This window comes from Azospirillum sp. (assembly GCF_035627195.1).
Taxonomy (GTDB): Bacteria; Pseudomonadota; Alphaproteobacteria; order Azospirillales; family Azospirillaceae; genus Azospirillum.
On the sequence record NZ_DASPMG010000129.1, the window covers coordinates 1 to 20,333 of the forward strand.

Genomic DNA, 20,333 nt, shown 5'->3' on the forward strand with positions numbered 1-20,333 from the left:
CCACGCCACGTCGGGCGTCCTGCTGGTGCTCGGCGTCTACTGGCTGGCCGAGCGCATCCCCTGGGCCTGAGGGCCGTCCGGCGAGGCGCCGGCCTTCGCCCTTTTCGCCCAAAGGCTGCCGTTCGCACGCAAAGCGGTTGAAGAACCGGCCTGCATTCTCGCAGAATGAACGCGACATCCAGGCAGTGCACGCCGCGATAGGCAGGAGAGTGACGGCATGAGCGTCGACCAGGGCTTAAGGCACCAGATCGCCTTCTATGAGAACAAGCTCGAGTACGAGACGGACTCTTGGGATCTCTACATCGCGCTGCAGGAAGGGACGGACATCGTCGTCGTCGATGCCCGCTCGGCCGAGGCGTACGCGACCGAGCACATCCCCGGCGCCATCAGCTTCCCGCACCGGACTATCACGGTGGAAACCGCGGCCTCGCTGCGCCGGGACTGCCTATACGTGACGTACTGCGACGGCATCGGCTGCAACGCCTCGACCAAGGGCGCGGTGAAGCTCGCCCGCCTCGGCTTCCGGGTGAAGGAGCTGCTGGGCGGGCTCGACTGGTGGAAGCGCGACGGCTACGCGACCGAGGGCAACGAAGCCCGCGACGGCACGCGCGTGGCCTGCGGCTGCGCCGGCTGACCTTATGACCGGTCAGCGCGAACCGCGCCCGCGCACATCCCTGGGCGACAGGCCGAAGCGGCGCTTGAAGGCGGTGGCGAAGTTGGCGGGGTTGCCGTAGCCGGCGATGTAGGCCGCCTCGGTCACGCTGACGTGCTCGCGCTCCAGCAGGGCGCGGGCGCGGTCCATGCGCAGGCCCCGGTAATAGTCGAACACCGAGGTGCCGTGCGCGGCGCGGAACAGGCGCTGGAGGGCGCTGACGCTCATGCCGGCGTGGCGGGCGACGTCCTCCAGCCTGGGGGCGTCGGCGTGCCCATCGGCGGTGTGGGCGTCCAGGTAGTCGCACACCGCCTGGATGCGCGCCCGGTCGCGGCCGGCGGGGGCTGAAGCGGCGAGGGCTGAACCGGCGCCCGGCGCCGCGTGGCCGGCGAGGGCGGACAGCGATTCGGCGACGATCTCCAGCGCGTGGCTTTCCAGGTACAGCCCCTCCAGCGCCGCGGCGTAGGGGGTGGGGCCGATCATGCGCTCGGCCAGCTGGACCTGGCGGGCCGACGCCTCCCACACGGCGCTGGCGCCGTGTGCGCGGGCGAAGGCGCGCAGCCCGTCGTCGCGGCCCAGCCGGTCGTCGTCGAACCAGTCCGGGGGCACGCTGATGGTGGCCTTGCGCACCCAGTTGCCGCGCATGCCACGGCGCACGAACAGGTCCGGTTCCGCCCGCGACAGCACGAAGACCTGGGGCGTCCCGCACGCCGCCACGCGGTAGTCCCGGCCGCCCAGCGACACCTCCGCGCAGCCGCGCAGGAACAGGGCGACGGTCAGGCCGGGGTTTGACACGGCCTGGGAGGTCAGGTCGTGCGCGTCGACGGCGTCGGTGGCGTGCAGCGACAGCCCGCTGCCCAGCCGCAGCAGCCGGAAACGCCCGTACAGCACCGTGTCGTCCGGCCCCAGCGTCGGCGCCAGCATCCGGTGCGGCAGGCCGGCGGCGGCGATGTCGGTGGCCAGCGCGCGGCAGGCGATGGGGGTGCGCGGCGCCTGGAGCGGTGGCTGGACCGGTGGCTGGACCATGGTGCTGCTGACGGGTGAAGGGTCCTGGTTCGTCATGCGCACCGCTCCTCGATTCTGACCGTCCGGCAAAGGCAATCGACCGGGCCGCAAAGGCAATCCCCCAGGGAATGGGGCTATACGACGTCGTATGCCGGGGCGGCTGCCCCTTTGATGTTGCGATTAATTCTCATTCTCGATATCACGGAACCGGGCCGCCGTCCAGGACGGGGCCGCAAAAAAGGGCGAACAGCGATGAGCAGTGCGATCGGAGACAGGACCGGGGCGAAGGCGGGGATCACGGCGGCGCTGCTCGCCACCACCATGCTGGTGTCGGCACCGGCGGCGGCGCAGCAGTCCATGACGCTGGCGCCCGTCCAGGTGGGCGGCGAAGCGGGGCGCGATATCGAGACGACCAGCACCATCCGCCAAGCCGACATCGACCGCGAGCAGCCGCTGACCCTGCGCGAGCTGTTCCGCGACGAGCCCGCCGTCACCGTGCCCAGCGGCAGCACCGCCGCGCAGAAGCTGTACGTCCACGGCATCGACCAGTCCAAGCTGAACGTCACCGTCGACGGCGCGCCCCAGCGCAACAACGTCTGGCACCACAACGGCAACCTGACCCTGGACCCGATCTTCCTGAAGTCGGTGGCGGTGGACGCGGGCGTCGCCCCGGCCGACGCCGGCTTCGGCGCGCTGGGCGGTGCGGTGCGCTTCACCACCAAGGACGCGCGCGACATGCTGCTGCCCGGGCAGAGCGTCGGCGCCACCGCCATCGTCGGCTACGACACCAATTCCCGCACGTGGCGCACCACGGGTGCGGGCTATGCCGCCAAGCACGGGTTCGAGATCCTGGGCATCGGCACCATCGCCCGCGGCAAGGACTATGAGACGGGTGCCGGCAATCGCGAGCTGGGCACCGCCACCGACCTGTTGAGCGGCCTGGGCAAGCTGGCCTACGAGACCGACGGCGGCCACCGCTTCCAGCTGTCCGGCGAGCACGTGAAGGACGAGGGCGTGCGCCGCCTGCGCGCCAACATGGGCGTGGTCAACAACCCCACGGGCCGCCTGCTGAACAGCACGGAGGCCAAGCGGACCACCGTCACCGTCGGCTACAAGACGACGAAGCCGACCGACCTGTTCGACCCCGACGTCAGCCTGTACTTCAACCGCAACACGCTGAAGCGTCCGAACGAGAACCGCCGCACCACACCGCACGGCGCCTTCAACGCCGAGGTGGAGAGCATCGGCGGCACCATCAAGAACAGCTTCGCCATCCCCACCGGCAAGCTGACCGCCGGCATCGACTTCTACCGCGACGAGACGGAGGTGGAGCGCTTCCACTTCACCACGGACGCGGGCGAGCGGATCAGCGGCATCGGCGGCTTCGTCCAGGCCCGCGTGGCGCCCATCGACCGGCTGCGCCTGTCCGGCGGCCTGCGCATCGACCACCAGAGCTACCGCGCGGTGGACGGCCAGACCTTCGACAACACCGGGCTCAGCCCGAACCTGTCGGCTGAGGTGGACATCGTCGGCGGGCTCGCCGCCTTCGCCGGCTACGGCTACAACTGGGGCGGGCTGGAGATGGCGGAGTCGGCGCTGTTCCACGCCGCCAACTACCGCTATGCGCGCGACCTGAAGCCGGCCACGGCGCACAACCTGCGCGGCGGCCTGCGCTATGCCCAGGGCGGGCTGGCGCTGGAAGGTGCGCTGTTCCGCACGCTGATCGACAACCCGATGGCGTGGAACGACACCGCCCGCGTCCGCATCAACGGCCTGGACCTGAAGACGCAGGGCTTCGACCTGTCGGCCGGCTACGACTGGGCCAACGCCTCCATCGGCGCCAAGTACACGCACACCGACGTCACCTACGGCAACCGCATCGCCCTGCCGGGCGACTTCAACACGGCGGTGCCGGTCGGCGACCTGATCACGCTGCGCGGCCACTACACGGTGGAGCCGATCCGCCTGACGCTGGGCGCCTCGTCGGAGTTCGCGCTGAAGCTGGAGGACAGCGCGTTGCGCGCCGCCGGCTTCGGCGACATGAAGGGCTACACGGTGGTGAACCTCTTCACCGAATGGCAGCCGATGCCGTCGGTGGCGAACTGGACGCTGCGCCTGGAGGCCAACAACCTGTTCGACGCCGCCTATTCCAGCCGCTCCACCTACGCCCAGACGGCGGCCATCACGCCGGTCCTGGCCGAGGGCCGGAGCTTCTACCTGTCGTCCACGCTGAAGTTCTGATTTTCCCCTTTCCGAAGCGTCGAAGGAATGGACCCATGCTGCTGCGCCGATTGACCGTTGTCCTGGGATTGCTCCTGGGCGCCATCGTCCCGGCCGCGGCGGCAGAGGTCACCGCGGAGGTCACCGACCTGGCAGGCCGCACGGTCCGGGTGCCCGCGCGCGTCGAGCGGATCGTCCTGGGGGAGGGCCGGTTCCTCGCGGCGCTCGGCATCCTGGACCGGGCGGATCCGGTGCGGCGCGTGGTGGCCATGATGGGCGAATTCCCGCTGCTCGACCCCGCCGGGTACGACCGCTGGCTGGCGCGCTTCCCGGCCCTGGGCGGCGTGCCGCAGGTGGGCAAGGCGTCGGCCGACAGCTTCAGCACCGAACAGGCCATCGCGCTGCGGCCCGACTTGGCGATCTTCGGCCTCGGAGGTCACGGGCCGGGCCCGCAGGCGCGCGAACTGGTGGCGCAGATGGAGGCGGCGGGCGTCACCGTCGTCTTCGTCGACTTCTTCCGCGACCCCATCGCCAACACGCCCAAGAGCATCGCGCTCCTGGGCACCGTGCTGGGCCGCGAGGCGGAGGCGGCGGAGTTCGTCGCCGCCTACCAGGGCGAACTCGCCCGCGTGCGCGAGCGCGTCGCCAGGGCCACCACCCGCCCGCTGGTGTTCCTGGAAAACCGCGTGGGGCTGCAGGAGGACTGCTGCGCCAGCGTCGGCAACGGCGTGCTCGGCCGCCTTGTCGAGGAGGCGGGCGGGCGCAACCTCGGCTCCGCCGTCATCCCCGGCGACGCCGGCACCGTCAGCCTGGAATATCTGCTGACGCACCAGCCCGACATCTACGTCGGCACCGCCATCGGCAACCCGGCCACGGCGGACAAGACGCCGCGCCGCATCGTGCTGGGGCCGGGTGCCCCGGCGGCGCAGGCGCGCGAGACGCTGGCGCGCAGCCTCGGCCGGCCCGGCGTGGCCGACCTGGACGCGGTGCGCGCGGGCCGGGCGCACGCGGTGTGGCATCACTTCTTCCACTCCCCCTTCAACATCGTGGCGGTCCAGGCGATGGCCCGCTGGTTCCAGCCGGAGCTGACCGCCGACCTGGATCCCGCCGCCACGCTGAAATCCTTCTACGAACGCTTCCAGCCCGTGCCGGCCGACGGCGCCTACTGGACCAGCGTGAAGTGAGCGCCATGGCGGAAGACAACTCGCTGGCGCGGCGGTACGCCCGCTTCGTCGTCCGGCGGATCGTGGTGCTGACGGCGCTGGCGGTGGCGCTGGTCCTGTCCTTCCTGGGCGACGCCGCCACCGGTCCCTCCGCCCTGCCGCTGGTGGACGTGCTGAACGGCCTGCTGAACCCCGCGGGCCTGAGCCGCAGCGCGGAGGTCATCCTGTGGAACATCCGCCTGCCCGCCGCCGCCATGGCGGTGGTAGTGGGGGCCGCACTGGGCCTTGCCGGGGCGGAGATGCAGACGGTGCTGAACAACCCGCTGGCCAGCCCCTTCACGCTGGGTATCTCGAACGCCGCCACCTTCGGCGCGTCGCTGGCGATCGTGCTGGAGCTGTCGCTGTTCGGCTTCGACCAGACGGTGATGGTCCCGGCCTGCGCCTTCGTCTTCGCCATGGGGTCGATCCTGGTCATCCAGGCGCTGGCGCGCACGCAGGGCACGACGGCCGACACGGTGGTGCTGTTCGGCATCGCCATGGTGTTCGTCATGAACGCGCTGTTGTGGCTGGTGCAGTTCGTGGCGAGCGCGGACGCGCTGCAGCAGATCGTGTTCTGGACCATGGGCAGCCTCGCCCGCGCCACCTGGGACAAGGTGGCGCTGGTGGCGCTGGTGCTGGCGGTCTGCCTGCCGCTGTCGCTGCGCCACGTCTGGGCCATGACCGCGCTGCGCGGCGGGGAGGAGCACGCGCGCAGCTTCGGCATCCCGGTGGAGCGGCTGCGCATGCTGGTGATGCTGCGCGTCAGCCTGCTGGCCGCCGCCGCCGTGGCCTTCGTCGGCACAGTGGGCTTCATCGGGCTGGTCGGCCCGCACATCGCGCGTTTGGCGCTGGGCGAGGATCACCGCTTCTACCTGCCCGGTGCGGCGCTGGCCGGTGCGCTGGTGCTGTCGCTGGCCTCCATCGCCGCCAAGACGCTGGTGCCGGGGCTGCTGCTGCCGGTGGGCATCGTCACCGCACTGGTCGGCATCCCGCTGTTCATGGCGCTGATCCTGTCGCAACGGAGGAACGCATGACGGGAAACCTCACCATCGCGGACCTCGCCGCCGGCTACGGCCGCCGGCCGACCATCGAGGGGATCGGGCTGCCGCCAATCGCGTCGGGCACGCTGGTGGCGGTCATCGGCTCCAACGGGGCGGGGAAGTCGACGTTCCTGAAGTCGCTGGCCGGGCTGCTTGCCGCCACCGGACGGATCGAGCTGGACGGGGAGGACCTGCTGCGCCTGCCGGCGGCGCAGCGGGTGCGCCACCTGGGCTACCTGCCGCAGTCGCTGCCGCTGGGCAGCGTGCTCATTGCCTACGAGGCGGTGCTGAGTGCGCTCCGCGCCATCCGCCCCGACCTGCCGCGGGCCGAAGCCGATCGGCACATCGACGACGTGTTCGACCGGTTGGAGCTGCGTCCGCTGGCGCTGCGCCGCCTGGGCGAGCTTTCGGGCGGGCAGCGGCAGCTGATCGGGTTGGCGCAGGCCATCGTGCGCCACCCGCGCCTGCTGCTGCTGGACGAGCCGACCAGTGCGCTCGACCTGCGCTGGCAGCTGTCGGTCTTGCAGACCGTGCGCGACCTGGCGGACCGCGAGGGCTGCATCGCGCTGATCGCCATTCACGACATCAATCTGGCATTGCGCTTCTGCGACCGGGTGGTGGTGCTGAACAAGGGGCGCCTCTTGTCCACCGGCACGCCGGACGAGGCGCTGGACAGCGCCCTGCTGCGCCGCGCCTACGGCGTGGAGGGCCGGGTGGAGGCGTGCTCGCGCGGGTTCCGCATCGTGCTGGCGGACCGCGCGCTCAACGACGGTGAAGGGAGGGAGTAGGGAATGAACACGCAACAGGCGCAGGTGACCACCGCGCAGGCCAGCCGCTACCTGCAGCAGCTGTGCAAGCACTTCGCGCACAAGATCCCGGTGGAGTACGACGACCGTCGCGGCCGCGCCGACTTCCCCTGGGGCACCTGCCACATGACGGCGGAGGATGGCGTGCTGACCCTGCGCGCCGAGGCGCCGGGCGAGGACGAGCTGGCCCGCGTGAAGGCCGTGGTGGACGACCACCTCACCCGCTTCGCCTGGCGCGAAACCCTGACCGTGACCTGGGGACCGGCCGCGTAGGCGACCGCCGTCCGGCCGGAACAAAGCCATCCCGCGGGGGTTCCTGGTGGAGCCCCCGCCAGAGGATCGGCGCATGACGCAGGTGTTCCGGCCTCGCGCCACCTTCCTGTTTCGATCGGTGTTCGTCGTCACGGCCCTCGTGCTGGCCGGCGTCGTGCTGGCCGGCATGGGGGCGGTGCGTTCCGACCGGGCGTGGGGCGTGGGCGTGGCGCCGGAGCAGCCGGTGCCCTTCCGCCACGACCTGCACGCCGGCACGCTGGCCATCGACTGCCGCTATTGCCACACGACGGTGGAGCACGCGGCCTACGCCGGGATTCCCACCGCCGACACCTGCATGGGCTGCCACAAGGAGGTGTGGCGGGGCGCGTCCGTCTTCGCCCCCGTGCGCGGCAGCGCCGACACCGGCGAGCCGGTGGTGTGGACGCGCGTGCACGACCTGCCGGCGCACGCCTATTTCCACCACGGCATCCACATGTCCAAGGGTGTGGGCTGCGCCACCTGCCACGGCGCGGTGGACCGCATGGCGGCCGTGGCGAAGGCCGAGACGCTGTCCATGGGCTGGTGCCTGGACTGCCACCGGCAAGCCGCCGCCACCGGCACCACGGCCGGCACCGGCGGCGCGCGGCTGACCGACTGCTCCGTCTGCCACCGCTGAGGACGCCATGAGCGAACCCGACGATCGCCATATCGACGCCGAGTTCCCGGCCCTGGCCGACCTGCTGCGCACCGACCGGCGTAACGTCCTGAAGCTGATGGCGGCGTCCATGGCGCTGGCCGGGCTGCCGGGCTGCGGCCCGGCGCCGGACACGGTGGCGGCGCGCGGGCGCGGCGTGCCGGGGCACACGCCGGGCGAGCCGCTGTTCTTCGCCACCAGCCTGACGCTGGACGGCTACGGCACCGGCGTGCTGGTGCGCAGCGACGAGGGGCACCCGACCAAGATCGAGGGCAACCCCCTGCACCCCGCCAGCCTGGGCGCCACCGACGCCTTCACCCAGGCCGAGGTGCTGACCTTCCACGACCCCGACCGCTCCCGCGCCGCGCGCCTGGACGGCCAGCCGCAACCCGCCCGGCGGCTGGACCGTGCCCTGGCGGAGGTCGCGGCGGAGCTGGCGGCGCGCCGGGGGGAGGGGCTGCGCATCCTCACCGGCCCCACCTCCTCGCCCAGCCTCGCCGGCCTGCTGGCGGAACTGACGGAGCGGCTGCCGGGGGCGCACTGGCATCAGCACGCGCCGCTCGGCCCCGACGCCGTGCGGGACGGCGCGCGGCTGGTCTTCGGCGAACCTTTGGAGACGCGGCACGACCTGGGGAAGGCGCGGGTGATCGTGACGCTGGACGCCGACATCCTGGGTCCGGGGCCGCATCAGGTGGCCTACGCGCGCGGCTTCGCCGCCGGCCGGGGGGAGCCGGAGGCGGGCCGGAAAGCGGAGATGAACCGCCTGTACGCCGTCGAATCCACGCCCGGCGCCACCGGTGCGCGGGCCGACCGCCGCCTTGCCCTGCCGCCCTCCGCCATCGCCGCCTTCGCGCACCGGCTGGCCGTCCGGCTGGGTGTGGCGGAGGGGGAGGCGGAAGGCGACCCGTTGCTTGACGCCATGGCGGCCGACCTGCGCGCCGCCGGGCCGGGGGCGCTGGTGGTGGCCGGGCGGCACCTGCCGGCGGAGACGCACGCGCTGGTGCACGCCGTCAACCACGCGCTGGGGGCGGTCGGCACCACCGTGCACCACACCGCCCCGGTGCTGGCCGGCCCGTGGGACGCGCCGGCGTCGCTGGAGGCGCTGGCCGCCGACATGGCGGCGGGGGCGGTGAGCCATCTGGTGATCCTCGAAGCCAACCCGGCCTACACCGCGCCGGGTGATTTGGGCTTCGCGGACCTGCTGGCCAAGGTGCCGTTCACGCTGCACCTCGGCCTGTGGGCGGACGAGACGGCGGCGCTGTGCCACTGGCACGCGCCGATGGCGCATGCGCTGGAAAGCTGGGGCGACGCCCGCGCCTGGGACGGCACGGTCGGGTTGGTGCAGCCGGTGGCCGTCCCCCAGCACGGCCGGCGCACGCCGCAGGAGGTGGTGGCGGCGCTGGCCGGCCGGCCGGGCGCGGCGCAGGACCTTGTGCGGCAGTCATTCCAAGGCGACGACGCGGCGTGGCGGCAGGCGCTGCACGACGGCGTGGTGCCGGGCACCGCGCTGCCGTCCCGCACCGTGGCCCCCGCGCCGGGCTGGCGACCCTCGCCGCCGCCGGTTGCGGGTGGCGGACTGGAGGTGGTGTTCGCGCCGGACCCGTCGGTGTGGGACGGGCGCTTCGCCAACAACGCGTGGCTGCAGGAACTGCCCAAGCCGTTGAGCAAAATCGTGTGGGACAACGCCATCCTGCTCGCCCCCGCCACCGCCGAACGGCTGGGCCTGGAGAACGGGGACGTGGCGGATCTCACGCTGGGCGGTCGCACGCTGCACGGCCCCGTCTGGACGCTGCCGGGGCACGCGCCGGACACGCTGACGCTGCCGCTGGGCCATGGGCGGTGGAGCGCCGGGCGGGTCGGCACCGCCGTCGGCTTCGACGCCTACCGCGTGCGCCGATCCGCCACGCCCTGGCTGGAGGCCGGCGCCACCCTGCGCGCCACCGGCGAACGCGCCGCGCTGGCGACCACCCAGCGCCACGCCACCATGGCCGGGCGCGACGTCGTGCGCACGGCACCGCCGCCGCCGCAGGAGCCGCCGCCCTCCATCTACCCGGACTACGCCTACGAGGGGCACGCCTGGGGCATGGCGGTGGACCTGAACGCCTGCATCGGCTGCAACGCCTGCGTCACCGCCTGCCAGGCGGAGAACAACGTCCCCGTCGTGGGGCGGGAGGAGGTGGCGCGTGGGCGCGAGATGCACTGGCTGCGCGTCGACCGGTACTTTGAGGGCGACCGGACGCTGTTCCAGCCGATGCTGTGCATGCACTGCGAAAAGGCGCCGTGCGAGGTGGTGTGCCCGGTGAACGCCACGGTGCACGACGGCGAGGGGCTGAACGTCATGGTCTACAACCGCTGCATCGGCACGCGGTATTGCTCCAACAACTGTCCCTACAAGGTGCGGCGCTTCAACTGGTTCGACTACGCGCAGGAGGACGCGGTGCCGGCGGAGGCGGCGAACCCGGGGGTGACCGTCCGCGTGCGCGGCGTGATGGAGAAGTGCACCTACTGCACCCAGCGCATCGCCGCCGCCCGCATCCGCGCCGAGCTGGAGAACCGCCCCATCGCGGACGGGGAGGTGGTCACCGCCTGCCAGCAGGCCTGCCCGTCCGGCGCCATCGTGTTCGGCGACGTGAACGACTCCGGCAGCGCCGTCAGCCGACGCAAGCGCAGCCCGCGCAATTACGCCCTGCTGGGCGAACTGAACACCCGCCCGCGCACCACCTACCTCGCCCGCGTCGACAACCCGCCGGCCGGGGAGGGTGCCTGAGCATGCCGGCCGCACCCCACCACGAAGCCGGCGCCATCGTCCTGGAGCAGCGCTTTGGCTGGCGCTGGGCCGCCGGCTTCGCGGCGGCGCTGGGTGGCGTGCTGGTTCTGGTCATCGCCTGCGCCGGGCTGTTCGTTTGGGGCGTGGGCGTGTGGGGCACAAACGTGCCCTACGTCTGGGCGTTCGACATCATCAACTACGTCTGGTGGATCGGCATCGCCAACGCCGCCAGCCTGCTGGCCGCCACGCTGGTCCTGCGGGGGGCGCGCTGGCGCACCGGGATCAACCGCTTCGCCGAGGCGGCGGCCCTGTTCGCCGTGCTGTGCGCCGGGCTGTTCCCGATCCTGCACCTGGGCCGGCCCTGGCTGTTCCACTGGGTGTTCCCCTACACGGCGACGTTCGCGGTGTGGCCGCAGTTCCGCAGCCCGCTGGTGTGGGACTTCTTCGCCATCCTCACGCACATCGTGGTGACGGCGCTGTTCTGGTACGTGGGCCTGATCCCCGATCTGGCGGCGCTGCGCGACCGGGCGCGCACGCGGTGCGGGCAAGTGGTGTTCGGCGCGCTGGCGCTGGGCTGGCGCGGCTCCGCCCGGCACTGGCTGAACCACCAGAAGGCCTACCGGATCCTGGCGGCGCTGGTGGTGCCGCTGGTGGTGTTCATGCAGAGCACCGTGTCCTTCGAGTTCGCCGTCACCGTGGTGCCGGACTGGCACCGCGCGCGCTTCGCCCCCTACTTCGTGGTCAGCGGGTTGCTGTCCGGCCTTGCCATGGTGCTGGTGGTGGCGCTGCTGGTGCGCACGCTGCTGGGCCTGCACGCGCTGGTGACGCGGCGGCACATCGACATCGTCGCCAAGCTGCTGCTGGCCAACGCCGTGGTGATGGCGTGGTCCTACGGGTTCGAGGGGTTCGTGGCGTGGCAGGCCGGTGACCACGCGTGGCAATCGGCCCTGCGGCGGGCGACCGGCCCCTTCGCGCCGCTGACCTGGGGTGCCATGCTGGGTACGGTGGGGGCGGCGCAGGCGCTGTGGTTCGCGCGGGTGCGGCGCAGCACGGCGGCGCTGATCGTCATCGGCGTGCTGGTCAACGCCGGGGTCTGGCTGGACCGGCTGGTGATCGTCGTCGGCGGCCTCTACCGCGACCACCTGCCGTCCTCCTGGGGCACCTACTGGCCGACATGGTGGGAGGTCGGGCTGCTGGCCGGCACCATCGGGCTGTTCTGCGCGCTGATGCTGCTGTTCGTGCGCTTCGTGCCCGCCATCTCCATGTTCGAGACGCACGCCGAGCATGGTGGGCCCGGAGTGAAGCCGGGAGTGCGGTCATGACCGAACGCCCCAGCGCCTACGGCCTGATCGCCCAGTTCGGCAGCGCCGACCGGCTAGTCATGGCGGCGCGGGCACTGCACCGTGCGGGCTACCGCCGCATCGACGGGTTCAGCCCGGTGCCGGTGGAGGACCTCGCTCCTTACCTCTCGGGGGACTTCGGGCGGCGCTGGCTGCTGCCGCTGGCCGCGCTGGCCGGGGCGCTGGCGCTGGGGGGCGGGGGGTATCTGCTGCAATGGTGGATGTCGGCCGTGGACTACCCGCTGAACGTCGGCGGGCGGCCGCTGCACAGTTGGCCGTCGTTCCTGCCGTCGGCGATCATCCTGGGCATCCTGGGGGCGGCGGGCGCGGCGGTGCTGGCGATGTTCGCGCTGAACCGCCTGCCCGAGCCGTACCACCCCCTGTTCAACGACCCGCAATTCCACCGCGCCTCCGCCGACGCCTTCTTCCTGTGCGTGGAGAGCGCCGACCCGCTGTACGACCCCCGGCGCACGCGGCGCGCGCTGGAGGAGCAGCACCCCGACCGGGTGGCGGAGGTGCCGTGGTGAGGCGCGCCGCCATCCTTACGTCACTCTTGCTGCCGCTGGCCGCCTGCGACGACGGGCTGGCGCAGCGCCAGCCCACGCGGCCGGGCACGGTGGCGGCGGCGCTGGCCGACCCGGTGCCGCCGGGCAGCGTGCCGCGCGGCAGCCTGCCGTCCGCGCCGCCGTCCGCCCCCGACCTGGCGCGCGGGCGGGACCGCTTCGCCATCCACTGCACGCCCTGCCACGGCATCGGCGGCAACGGCGACGGGGCGGTGGTACGGCACGGCTTCCCGGCGCCGCCGTCCTTCCACGCGGCGGACAAGCAGGCCCTGACGCCCGCGCGGATCGTGGACGTGCTGACGCACGGCTCCGGCCCCATGCCGGCCTACGGCGACCGCATCGCCCCGGCCGACCGGTGGGCCATCGCCGCGCACGTCAAGGCGCTGCAAGCCGGCCGGGCGGAGGGACGGCGATGACCCACCGCGCGCTTTGGCCCCTGCTGGCGCTGGTTGCCCTGCTGCTCGCCGCGTTCGGCTGGTGGGCCGATTCGGCGGCGTTCCGGCCGGCGTGGCTGGTGGGGTTCGTCTTGTGGGCGGGCCTGGGGATCGGGTGCCTGACCGTGCTGATGCTGGGCCACCTGCTGGGCGACCCCTGGCTGGCGCCGGTGCGGGGCGAGCTGGAGGCCGGGGCGCTGACCCTGCCGCTGCTGGCGCTGCTGTCGGTGCCGCTGCTTCTGGGGCTGGAAGACATCTATCCCTGGGCGCGGCCGGGCGGCGAGGCGGGGCTGCACGAGGCGCGGGCGCGCTGGCTGGGCGGCACCGCGTTCGTCGTGCGCACCGCCGTTTATCTGGCGGTGTGGAGCGCGCTGGCCTGGGCGATGACGCGGCCGGGGCGGCACCGCCGGCGGGTGGCGGCCGTGGGGCTGATGCTGGTGCTGCCGACGGTGACGCTGGCCGGCATGGACTGGGTCATGGCGCTGGACCCGGCGTGGCTGTCGAGTCTTTATGGGCTGGCCTTCGGCGTGGCGCAGATGGCGGCGGCGCTGGCTGCCGCGATCCTGGCCGCCACGCTGCGCCCCGACCGGGAGCCGCCGGGCCGCGTCGCCAGCCTGGCCGGCGCCCTGCTGGCGCTGGTGCTGGCCTCGGCCTGGCTGTGGTTCGTGCAGTTCCTGGTGGTGTGGTCGGCCGACCTGCCGCACGAGGTGGCGTGGTACCTTGCGCGGCAGGATGGCGTGTGGTGGTGGCTGGTGCCCGGCCTGACGGTGCCTGCGGCCGGGGTGGCGGCGCTGCTGCTGGTGGGCGGGCGTTTGCGGCGGCTGCGCTGGGTGCTGGTGGCGGCGACGCTGCTGCTGCTGGTCCAGCACGCGGCCCACCTCTACTGGCAGGTGCGGCCGGGCATGGCGGACGGCGCGCCGTCCTGGCGCGACGCGCTGGCGGTGGCGGCGGTGGGCCTGTTCTGGCTGGCCGCCTTCGTGCGCACCCTGCCGGGCCGGCCGGTGGCGGCGTGGACGGCGCCTTAACGCCCGCCCCACAGCCCGCCCGGCGGCGGTGCGCCCGGCGGTCCCAGCGTGTAGAGGTAGGCGGCGATGTCGCGCGCCGCGTCGGCGTCGAGGCCGGTGTTGGGCATGGCGGTGCCGGGGGCGAAGGCGGGCGGGTCGCGCAGCCACGCCACGAGGTAGGACGGCGTGTTGGGCAGCACGCCGCCGATGTAGGTGCGCCCCGCGAAGCCGTCCAGCGGCGGCCCGACCATGCCGCGCACCGCCGGGATGCCGGGGATGGCGTGGCAGGTGGCGCAGCCCGCCGCCAGGATCGCCGCCCGGCCGCGTTCCGCGTCGCCGCCGGCCACGCGCAGGTGGGCGGGCGGCGCCGCCTCGCCGCAGGCCGCCAACAGCAGCGGCAGCAGAAACCACAGCCGTCCGGCCATGCCCTTTATCCCCTTCGGCACCTCCACCGTCGGGGGAGGGAACGGTGTTTCCCGCCGATGGTTGCGCCCCTCCCCCACATGGGCATGGGAACACCCACGCTCTGGCTGAGTTGACGTGCGCAGGGGCAACACGGGGCAGCGGAGGGCAGGGGATGCGCGGCGGGCCGCAATCGGCGCTCGACCCGGGGGCGGACCACGCGGCCGCGGTCTATGATCTGACGCTGCTGCTGTTCATCGGCGGCGGCGCCATCTTCGCCGCCGTCATGGCGCTGTCGCTCTACGCCGTGCTGGCCCGGCCGGAGCGGTTTCCGGGTGCCCGCGCCTGGGTGTTCGGCGGCGGCATCCTGTTCCCCGTGGTCGTGCTGACCGCGCTGCAGGTCTACGAATTCGGCATCGCCCGCCGCCTGACGGCGCCGACCGGGCAGGACACGCTGCGCGTCGCGGTGGTGGGGTACATGTGGTGGTGGGAGGTGCGCTATCCGGACGGCGTCGCCACCGCCAACGAGATCGTCATCCCCGCCGGCCGGCCGGTGGAGTTCACCGTCACCACCGCCGACGTCATCCACAGCTTCTGGATCCCCAGCCTCGCCGGCAAGATCGACATGATCCCCGGCCACGTGAACCGGCTGACGCTGACCGCCCACAAGCCGGGCATCTACCGCGGCCAGTGCGCGGAGTACTGCGGCGCCCAGCACACCCGCATGGCCTTCGACGTCACCGTCCTGCCCCCCGACCGCTTCGCCGACTGGCTGGCCGGGCAGGAGCGGCCGGCGGCGGAGCCGGCCGACCCGGTGCTGGCCGCCGGGCGCGACGCCTTTCTGAAGGCCGGCTGCGGCGAATGCCACACGGTGCGCGGCACCCCGGCGGCGGGCAAGCGCGGCCCGGACCTGACCCACGTCGGAAGCCGGCCGACGCTGGCGGCGGGGACCTTTCCCAACGGCGTGGGGTCCCTGGCCGGCTGGATCGCCGGGGCGCAGCATTTGAAGCCGGAGAACCGCATGCCCTCCTTCGGCACCCTGGACGGCGAGACGCTGCGCGCCATGGCCGCGTGGCTGGAGAGCCTGAAATGACCGCCCCGCTCGACGCCGACCAGGGCCTGCCCAGCCCGCTGCCGCGCCCGGGCGACGAGCTGCGCACGCTGGAGCGCGTGTGGGACCCGCCCAAGGGCTGGCGCCTCGTCACGGCGGTGAACAACAACATCGTCGGCATCTTCTACATCGGCACGGCGCTGCTGTTCTTCGTCATCGCCGGCCTGCTGGCGCTGGCCATGCGGGCACAGCTGGCGGTGCCGGAGAACGACCTGCTGGGCCACCGCGCCTACAACCAGTTCTTCACCGTGCACGGCACCGGCATGATGTTCCTGTTCGCCGTGCCGATGGTGGAGGCCATCGCCGTCTACCTGCTGCCGGCCATGCTGGCGGCGCGCGACCTGCCGTTTCCGCGCCTCTCCGCCTTCGCCTTCTGGGCCTATGCCTTCGGCGGCGTGTCCTTCTTCTGCTCGCTCATCTTCGACGCGGCCCCCGACGGCGGCTGGTTCATGTACCCGCCGCTGACCAGCTTCACCTTCTCCCCCGGCATCAACGCCGACTTCTGGCTGCTGGGCATCGGCTTCATCGAGATCTCCGCCATCGCCGGGGCCATAGAGATCGTGGTGGGCATCCTGCGGACCCGGCCGCCGGGGATGTCGCTGGACAAGCTGCCGGTCTACGCCTGGGCCATGCTGGTGATGGCCGGCATGATCATCTTCGCCTTCCCCGCCGTGATCCTGGCGACCGCACTGCTGGAGATCGAGCGCGCGTTCCAATGGCCCTTCTTCATGGCCGAGAAGGGCGGCGACCCGCTGCTGTGGCAGCACCTGTTCTGGTTCTTCGGCCATCCGGAGGTCTACATCATCTTCCTGCCGGCGGCCGGCATGGTGTCGATGATGGTGCCGGCCATCGCGCAGCACCGGCTGGTCGGGCACGACTGGGTGGTGCTGGCGCTGGTGGGCACGGGGTTCTTCAGCTTCGGCCTGTGGGTGCACCACATGTTCACCACCGGCATCCCGCAACTGTCCCTGAGCTTCTTCTCCGCCGCCAGCATGGCGGTGTCGGTGCCGGCCGGCGTGCAGGTGTTCGCCTGGATCGCCACGTTGGGCAAGGGGCGGGTGCAGTGGACGGTGCCCACGTACTTCGTGCTGGGCTTCCTGTTCATCTTCGTGCTGGGCGGGCTGACGGGCGTGATGGTGGCGGTCATCCCCTTCGACTGGCAGGCGCACGACAGCTACTTCGTGGTGGCGCACCTGCACTACGTGCTGATCGGCGGCATGGTGTTCCCGATGTTCGCCGGCCTGTACTACTGGTGGCCCACCTTCAACAACATGCGCCTGTCGGAGCGGCTGGGGCGCTGGGCCTTCTGGCTGATGTTCGGGGGCTTCAACACCGCCTTCTTCCCCATGCACATCAGCGGCCTGTTGGGCATGCCGCGGCGCGTCTACACCTACCCCACCGGGCTGGGGTGGGACTGGCTGAACCTGATCTCCACCGTGGGCGCCTTCGTGCTGGCGCTGGGCGTGCTGGTGGTGCTGGTGGACATGGCGCGCACGGCGCTGGGCCATGGGGAGCGGACATCCGACAACCCGTGGAACGCCGGCACGCTGGAATGGGTGCCGAACGATTGGTACGCCACGCGCTCCATCCCCCGCGTCAACAGCCTCTACCCGCTGTGGGACGACCCGAACCTGTCGCGCGAGGTGGAGGCCGGCGGCCATTTCCTGCCCGGCGCCCCCACCAACCGGCGCGAGACCATCGTCACCAGCCCGATCGACGCCACGCCCCAGTACCTGATGCCCATGCCGGGGCCGCACTGGGGGCCGTTCCTGGCCGGGCTGTTCACGGCCGTACACTTCCTGATGCTGACGGTGCAGCTGTACTGGCCGTCGCTGGTGCCGGCGGCGCTGGCCATCGCCTGCGTCTACTGGTGGCTGTGGGAACTGGACAAGGGCGAGGACCACCCGCCCCAGGACATCGGCGGCGGGATCCGCGTGCCCGTCTACGTGCAGGGGCCGCGCAGCCATTCCTGGTGGGCGGTGGTGGTCCTGCTGCTGGTCGACGGCACCGCCTTCGCCTGCCTGCTGTTCACCTACCTGTTCCTGTGGACGGTCAGCCCGGACGTGTGGCCGGCCGGCCAGAACGGGGACGCCGCCGCGCTGCCGCCGCTGTGGTGGCTGGCGGCGGGCGTGGCGCTGTGGGGCCTCGGCGCGGGCGCCATGGCGTTCGCCGGCCGGGCGCTGTCGCGGGACCGGCCATGGCCGATGCGGCTCGCCCTGCTGGGCGGGCTGGCGCTGCTGATCGCCGCCGCGGTGACCGACGGCATGGCGCAGATCCTGACCGGCCTGAAGGGGGCGGAGAGCGCCTATGGCGCGGTGGTCTACATGCTGGTCGCCTGGCAGGGCTTCCACGTCGGCGTTCTGCTGGTCATGGTGCCGTACACGCTGGCGCGCTCGGCCTTCGGCCTGCTGGGATCGCGGCGGCGGGTGACCTTCGACAACACCATGCTGTTCTGGCACTACACCTGCGCGCAGGGCGTCGTGGCGCTCCTCATGGTGCACCTGTTCCCGAGGCTGGCGGCATGAGTGCGCGCAGCTTCCCCACGGCCTTCGCCGGCGCCATGGCCGCCTTCCTGGTGTGGGCGGCGCACTTCACGGTGGTCTACGGGGTGAACGGCCTGGCCTGTGCCCGCGGGCTGGACCGGTGGGAGGTGCTGGGCTTCCCCTTCGTGCCGTTCGCCGTCGTGGCGGCGACGGCGGTGGCGCTGCTGCTGACGGCGGCGGTGCTGGTGCGCGCCTTGCTGGGCGGCGGCCCGGCGCCGCACGCGCGCGACGACCCGCGCCGCTTCCTGCGCTGGTTCACCGCCGCCGCCGCCGCGTCTTCGCTGCTTGCCATCCTGTGGAACGGCCTGCCGGCGCTGCAGGTGCCGCCCTGCGGGTAGGGGCCGCGCAATCGCCTTTAAGCGCTTGCCCGTTGACCTTCCGGGGGGCATTCCGGAAGATCGCCGCCATGGAGATCGACGACGCCGACATCGACGACGCCCTGCGCGCGGCCGTGGCCCTGCACCAGTCCGGCCGGCTGGCGGAGGCGGAACGGGCGTACGCCGCCATCCTGGCGCAGCACCCGGACCACCCCGACGCGCTGCACCTGACCGGCGTGGCGTGCGCGCAGACCGGTCGCGCCGGGGCGGCGGTGCGCTTCATGGCGCAGGCGGTGGCGCTCAACCCCGGTTCGGCGGCGTACCGCGGCAACCTGCACAAGGCCCTGGCCCGCGCCGCCGATGCCGAACAGGCGGACGCCTTCGCCGCCGCCGCCGACGCGCTCACCGACGGTGGCCGGCCGGCCGAGGCGGCGGCGCTCTACCGCACGGCGCTGGCGCTGCGTCCGGACGCGCTGGCGGGCTGGTTCGACCTGGGGATCGCGCTGCGCGACGCCGGGCGGGGCGAGGCGGCGCTGCCCGCCTTCCGCCGTGCCGGGGTGCTGGCGCCCGGTCTCGCGCGGCCGGACCTGGAGATCGGCCAGATCCGCCACGCCCTGCACGACGCCGCCGGGGCCGCGCGGGCCTTCCGCCGCGCCCTGGCGCGCGAGCCGCTGAACGCCGACGCGTGGTTCGGGCTGGCCAACGCCGTGAAGGCGACGGGCGCCTTCGCGCCGGCCGTGGACCTCTACCGCACCGCGCTCGCGCTGGCCCCGGCGCGGAGGGAGGCGTGGTACAACATGGCGGTGACGCTGGCCGACCAGGACCGCAACGTTGCGGCCATCCACGCCTATCGCCGCGCCCTGGCGGCGGCGCCGGACGACGCCCACACGCACTGCAACCTCGCCCACCAGCTTCTCCTCACCGGCCGGTTCGCCGAGGGGTGGCGGGAGTTCGAGTGGCGCTTCCAGGCCAACGTCGCCTTCCCCGGACGCGGCCGGCCGCGCTGGCGCGGCGAGCCGCCGGAGGGCCGGACGATCCTGCTGTACGGCGAGCAGGGGCACGGCGACACGCTGCAGTTCGTGCGCTACGCCCCCCTGGTGGCGGCGCGCGGCGCGCGGGTGGTGGTGGAGTGTCCGCCGGCCCTGGTCCGGCTGCTGGCGACCGTGCCCGGCGTGGCGGACGTCCACCCGCTGGGCGCGACCCCGGCCTTCGACCTGATCTGCCCGATGATGAGCCTGCCGCTGGTCTTCGGCACGGAGGTGGACACCGTTCCGGCCGCCATCCCCTATATGGCCGACCGGTTTCCCGGCGACGAACGCTTCGACCGGTTCTTCACCGGCGACGGCGTGCGCCGCGTCGGCCTCGTCTGGGCCGGGGAGCCGCGGCCGGAGGACCGCCGCTGGAGCTTCGCCGACCGCCGCCGCAGCCTGCCCCTTCAGGCGTTCGCGCCGCTGCTCGACGTGCCCGGCGTGCGGCTCTACAGCCTGCAGATGGGTGCTGCGGCCGAACAGGCGCGCGAGGCGCCGTTCGACGCGTGCATGGTCGACCCGATGGGGGAGGTGGCGGACTTCGCCGACACGGCGGGGATCGTCCGCCGCCTCGACTTGGTCATCAGCGTCGACACGGCGGTGGCGCATCTGGCGGGGGCGGTCGGGCGGCCGGTGTGGCTGCTGTCGCGCTTCGACGGCTGCTGGCGCTGGCTGGCCGGGCGCGAGGACAGCCCGTGGTATCCGGGCCTGCGCGTGTTCCGTCAGCCGCGCCTGGACGACTGGCGGCCGGTGCTCGACCGCCTCGCCGGGGAATTGCGGGCGTGGGCGGGGGGAGACCCGCTCACCCCCTGACCTTCGCCACGATCGGCAGGGCCACCTTGTGGACCAGCGGGATCAGCGCCGCGCCGACGATCAGGCCGAACACGCCGGACGCGGCGGCCGTGACGAACCATTCGATGAAGCCGCCGGCCGCCGGAACGGCGTGCCCGGCC

18 protein-coding genes are annotated in these 20,333 nt (G+C 72.8%); 16 read left to right on the plus strand and 2 right to left on the minus strand.

All coding sequences use genetic code 11. From position 1 onward, the window contains the following. Positions 1 to 217 precede the first annotated feature (217 nt). Positions 218 to 634, plus strand: coding sequence for a rhodanese-like domain-containing protein (locus VED21_RS12230; protein ID WP_324882639.1), 417 nt, complete (start codon positions 218 to 220; stop codon positions 632 to 634). 12 nt (positions 635 to 646) lie between these two features. Here VED21_RS12230 and VED21_RS12235 read toward each other — a convergent pair whose 3' ends face one another. After that, positions 647 to 1,714 (minus strand): AraC family transcriptional regulator, encoded by a 1,068-nt coding sequence (locus tag VED21_RS12235; protein WP_324882640.1) that lies wholly within the window; start codon positions 1,712 to 1,714, stop codon positions 647 to 649. Between the two features lie 195 nt (positions 1,715 to 1,909). On the opposite strand from VED21_RS12235, the gene VED21_RS12240 reads away from it, so the two are divergent. From VED21_RS12240 to VED21_RS12290, 11 genes are all read left to right on the plus strand, one after another. Next, complete coding sequence (locus VED21_RS12240; RefSeq protein WP_324882641.1) at positions 1,910 to 3,898, plus strand: TonB-dependent receptor domain-containing protein; 1,989 nt, start codon at positions 1,910 to 1,912, stop codon at positions 3,896 to 3,898. A 35-nt stretch (positions 3,899 to 3,933) separates the two neighbouring features. Continuing rightward, on the plus strand, positions 3,934 to 5,061 hold the full coding sequence (locus tag VED21_RS12245; RefSeq protein ID WP_324882642.1) for an ABC transporter substrate-binding protein: 1,128 nt from the start codon (positions 3,934 to 3,936) through the stop codon (positions 5,059 to 5,061). A gap of 5 nt (positions 5,062 to 5,066) precedes the next feature. Next, a complete protein-coding gene (locus VED21_RS12250; RefSeq protein WP_324882643.1) occupies positions 5,067 to 6,113 on the plus strand; it encodes an iron ABC transporter permease in 1,047 nt (348 codons plus the stop codon). Beyond that, positions 6,110 to 6,907 carry an ABC transporter ATP-binding protein gene (locus tag VED21_RS12255; RefSeq protein WP_324882644.1) on the plus strand — a complete coding sequence of 266 codons (798 nt, stop codon included), beginning with the start codon at positions 6,110 to 6,112 and terminating at the stop codon, positions 6,905 to 6,907. Before VED21_RS12250 ends, VED21_RS12255 begins: the two co-directional genes overlap by 4 nt. 3 nt (positions 6,908 to 6,910) lie before the next feature. Beyond that, on the plus strand, positions 6,911 to 7,198 hold the full coding sequence (locus VED21_RS12260; protein WP_324882645.1) for a DUF2218 domain-containing protein: 288 nt from the start codon (positions 6,911 to 6,913) through the stop codon (positions 7,196 to 7,198). Between the two features lie 73 nt (positions 7,199 to 7,271). Beyond that, the gene (locus VED21_RS12265) at positions 7,272 to 7,853 is read left to right on the plus strand and encodes a cytochrome c3 family protein (RefSeq protein ID WP_324882646.1); all 582 of its coding nucleotides are present in this window, start codon (positions 7,272 to 7,274) and stop codon (positions 7,851 to 7,853) included. 7 nt (positions 7,854 to 7,860) lie between these two features. Beyond that, complete coding sequence (locus VED21_RS12270; RefSeq protein ID WP_324882647.1) at positions 7,861 to 10,638, plus strand: 4Fe-4S dicluster domain-containing protein; 2,778 nt, start codon at positions 7,861 to 7,863, stop codon at positions 10,636 to 10,638. A gap of 2 nt (positions 10,639 to 10,640) precedes the next feature. Beyond that, on the plus strand, positions 10,641 to 11,960 hold the full coding sequence (gene nrfD, locus VED21_RS12275; protein ID WP_324882648.1) for an NrfD/PsrC family molybdoenzyme membrane anchor subunit: 1,320 nt from the start codon (positions 10,641 to 10,643) through the stop codon (positions 11,958 to 11,960). Further along, on the plus strand, positions 11,957 to 12,505 hold the full coding sequence (locus VED21_RS12280) for a DUF3341 domain-containing protein (RefSeq protein WP_324882649.1): 549 nt from the start codon (positions 11,957 to 11,959) through the stop codon (positions 12,503 to 12,505). Before nrfD ends, VED21_RS12280 begins: the two co-directional genes overlap by 4 nt. Beyond that, positions 12,502 to 12,957 carry a cytochrome c gene (locus VED21_RS12285; protein ID WP_324882650.1) on the plus strand — a complete coding sequence of 152 codons (456 nt, stop codon included), beginning with the start codon at positions 12,502 to 12,504 and terminating at the stop codon, positions 12,955 to 12,957. The genes VED21_RS12280 and VED21_RS12285 overlap by 4 nt, the downstream gene beginning before the upstream one ends. Then, complete coding sequence (locus tag VED21_RS12290; RefSeq protein ID WP_324882651.1) at positions 12,954 to 14,000, plus strand: hypothetical protein; 1,047 nt, start codon at positions 12,954 to 12,956, stop codon at positions 13,998 to 14,000. The genes VED21_RS12285 and VED21_RS12290 overlap by 4 nt, the downstream gene beginning before the upstream one ends. On the opposite strand, the gene VED21_RS12295 is transcribed toward VED21_RS12290, so the two are convergent. After that, the gene (locus VED21_RS12295; RefSeq protein WP_324882652.1) at positions 13,997 to 14,404 is read right to left on the minus strand and encodes a c-type cytochrome; all 408 of its coding nucleotides are present in this window, start codon (positions 14,402 to 14,404) and stop codon (positions 13,997 to 13,999) included. The two genes, VED21_RS12290 and VED21_RS12295, sit on opposite strands and share 4 nt — an antisense overlap. Before the next feature lie 152 nt (positions 14,405 to 14,556). Here VED21_RS12295 and coxB point away from each other — a divergent pair, with 152 nt between their 5' ends. The 4 genes from coxB to VED21_RS12315 all read left to right on the plus strand — a co-directional run bounded on the left by coxB (position 14,557) and on the right by VED21_RS12315 (position 20,193). Next, positions 14,557 to 15,474 carry a cytochrome c oxidase subunit II gene (gene coxB, locus VED21_RS12300; RefSeq protein ID WP_324882653.1) on the plus strand — a complete coding sequence of 306 codons (918 nt, stop codon included), beginning with the start codon at positions 14,557 to 14,559 and terminating at the stop codon, positions 15,472 to 15,474. Further along, positions 15,471 to 18,017 (plus strand): cytochrome c oxidase subunit I, encoded by a 2,547-nt coding sequence (gene ctaD, locus VED21_RS12305; RefSeq protein ID WP_324882654.1) that lies wholly within the window; start codon positions 15,471 to 15,473, stop codon positions 18,015 to 18,017. Before coxB ends, ctaD begins: the two co-directional genes overlap by 4 nt. Then, a complete protein-coding gene (locus VED21_RS12310; protein WP_324882655.1) occupies positions 18,014 to 18,373 on the plus strand; it encodes a hypothetical protein in 360 nt (119 codons plus the stop codon). Before ctaD ends, VED21_RS12310 begins: the two co-directional genes overlap by 4 nt. 68 nt (positions 18,374 to 18,441) lie before the next feature. Then, positions 18,442 to 20,193 carry a tetratricopeptide repeat protein gene (locus tag VED21_RS12315; protein WP_324882656.1) on the plus strand — a complete coding sequence of 584 codons (1,752 nt, stop codon included), beginning with the start codon at positions 18,442 to 18,444 and terminating at the stop codon, positions 20,191 to 20,193. Positions 20,194 to 20,333 lie beyond the last annotated feature (140 nt).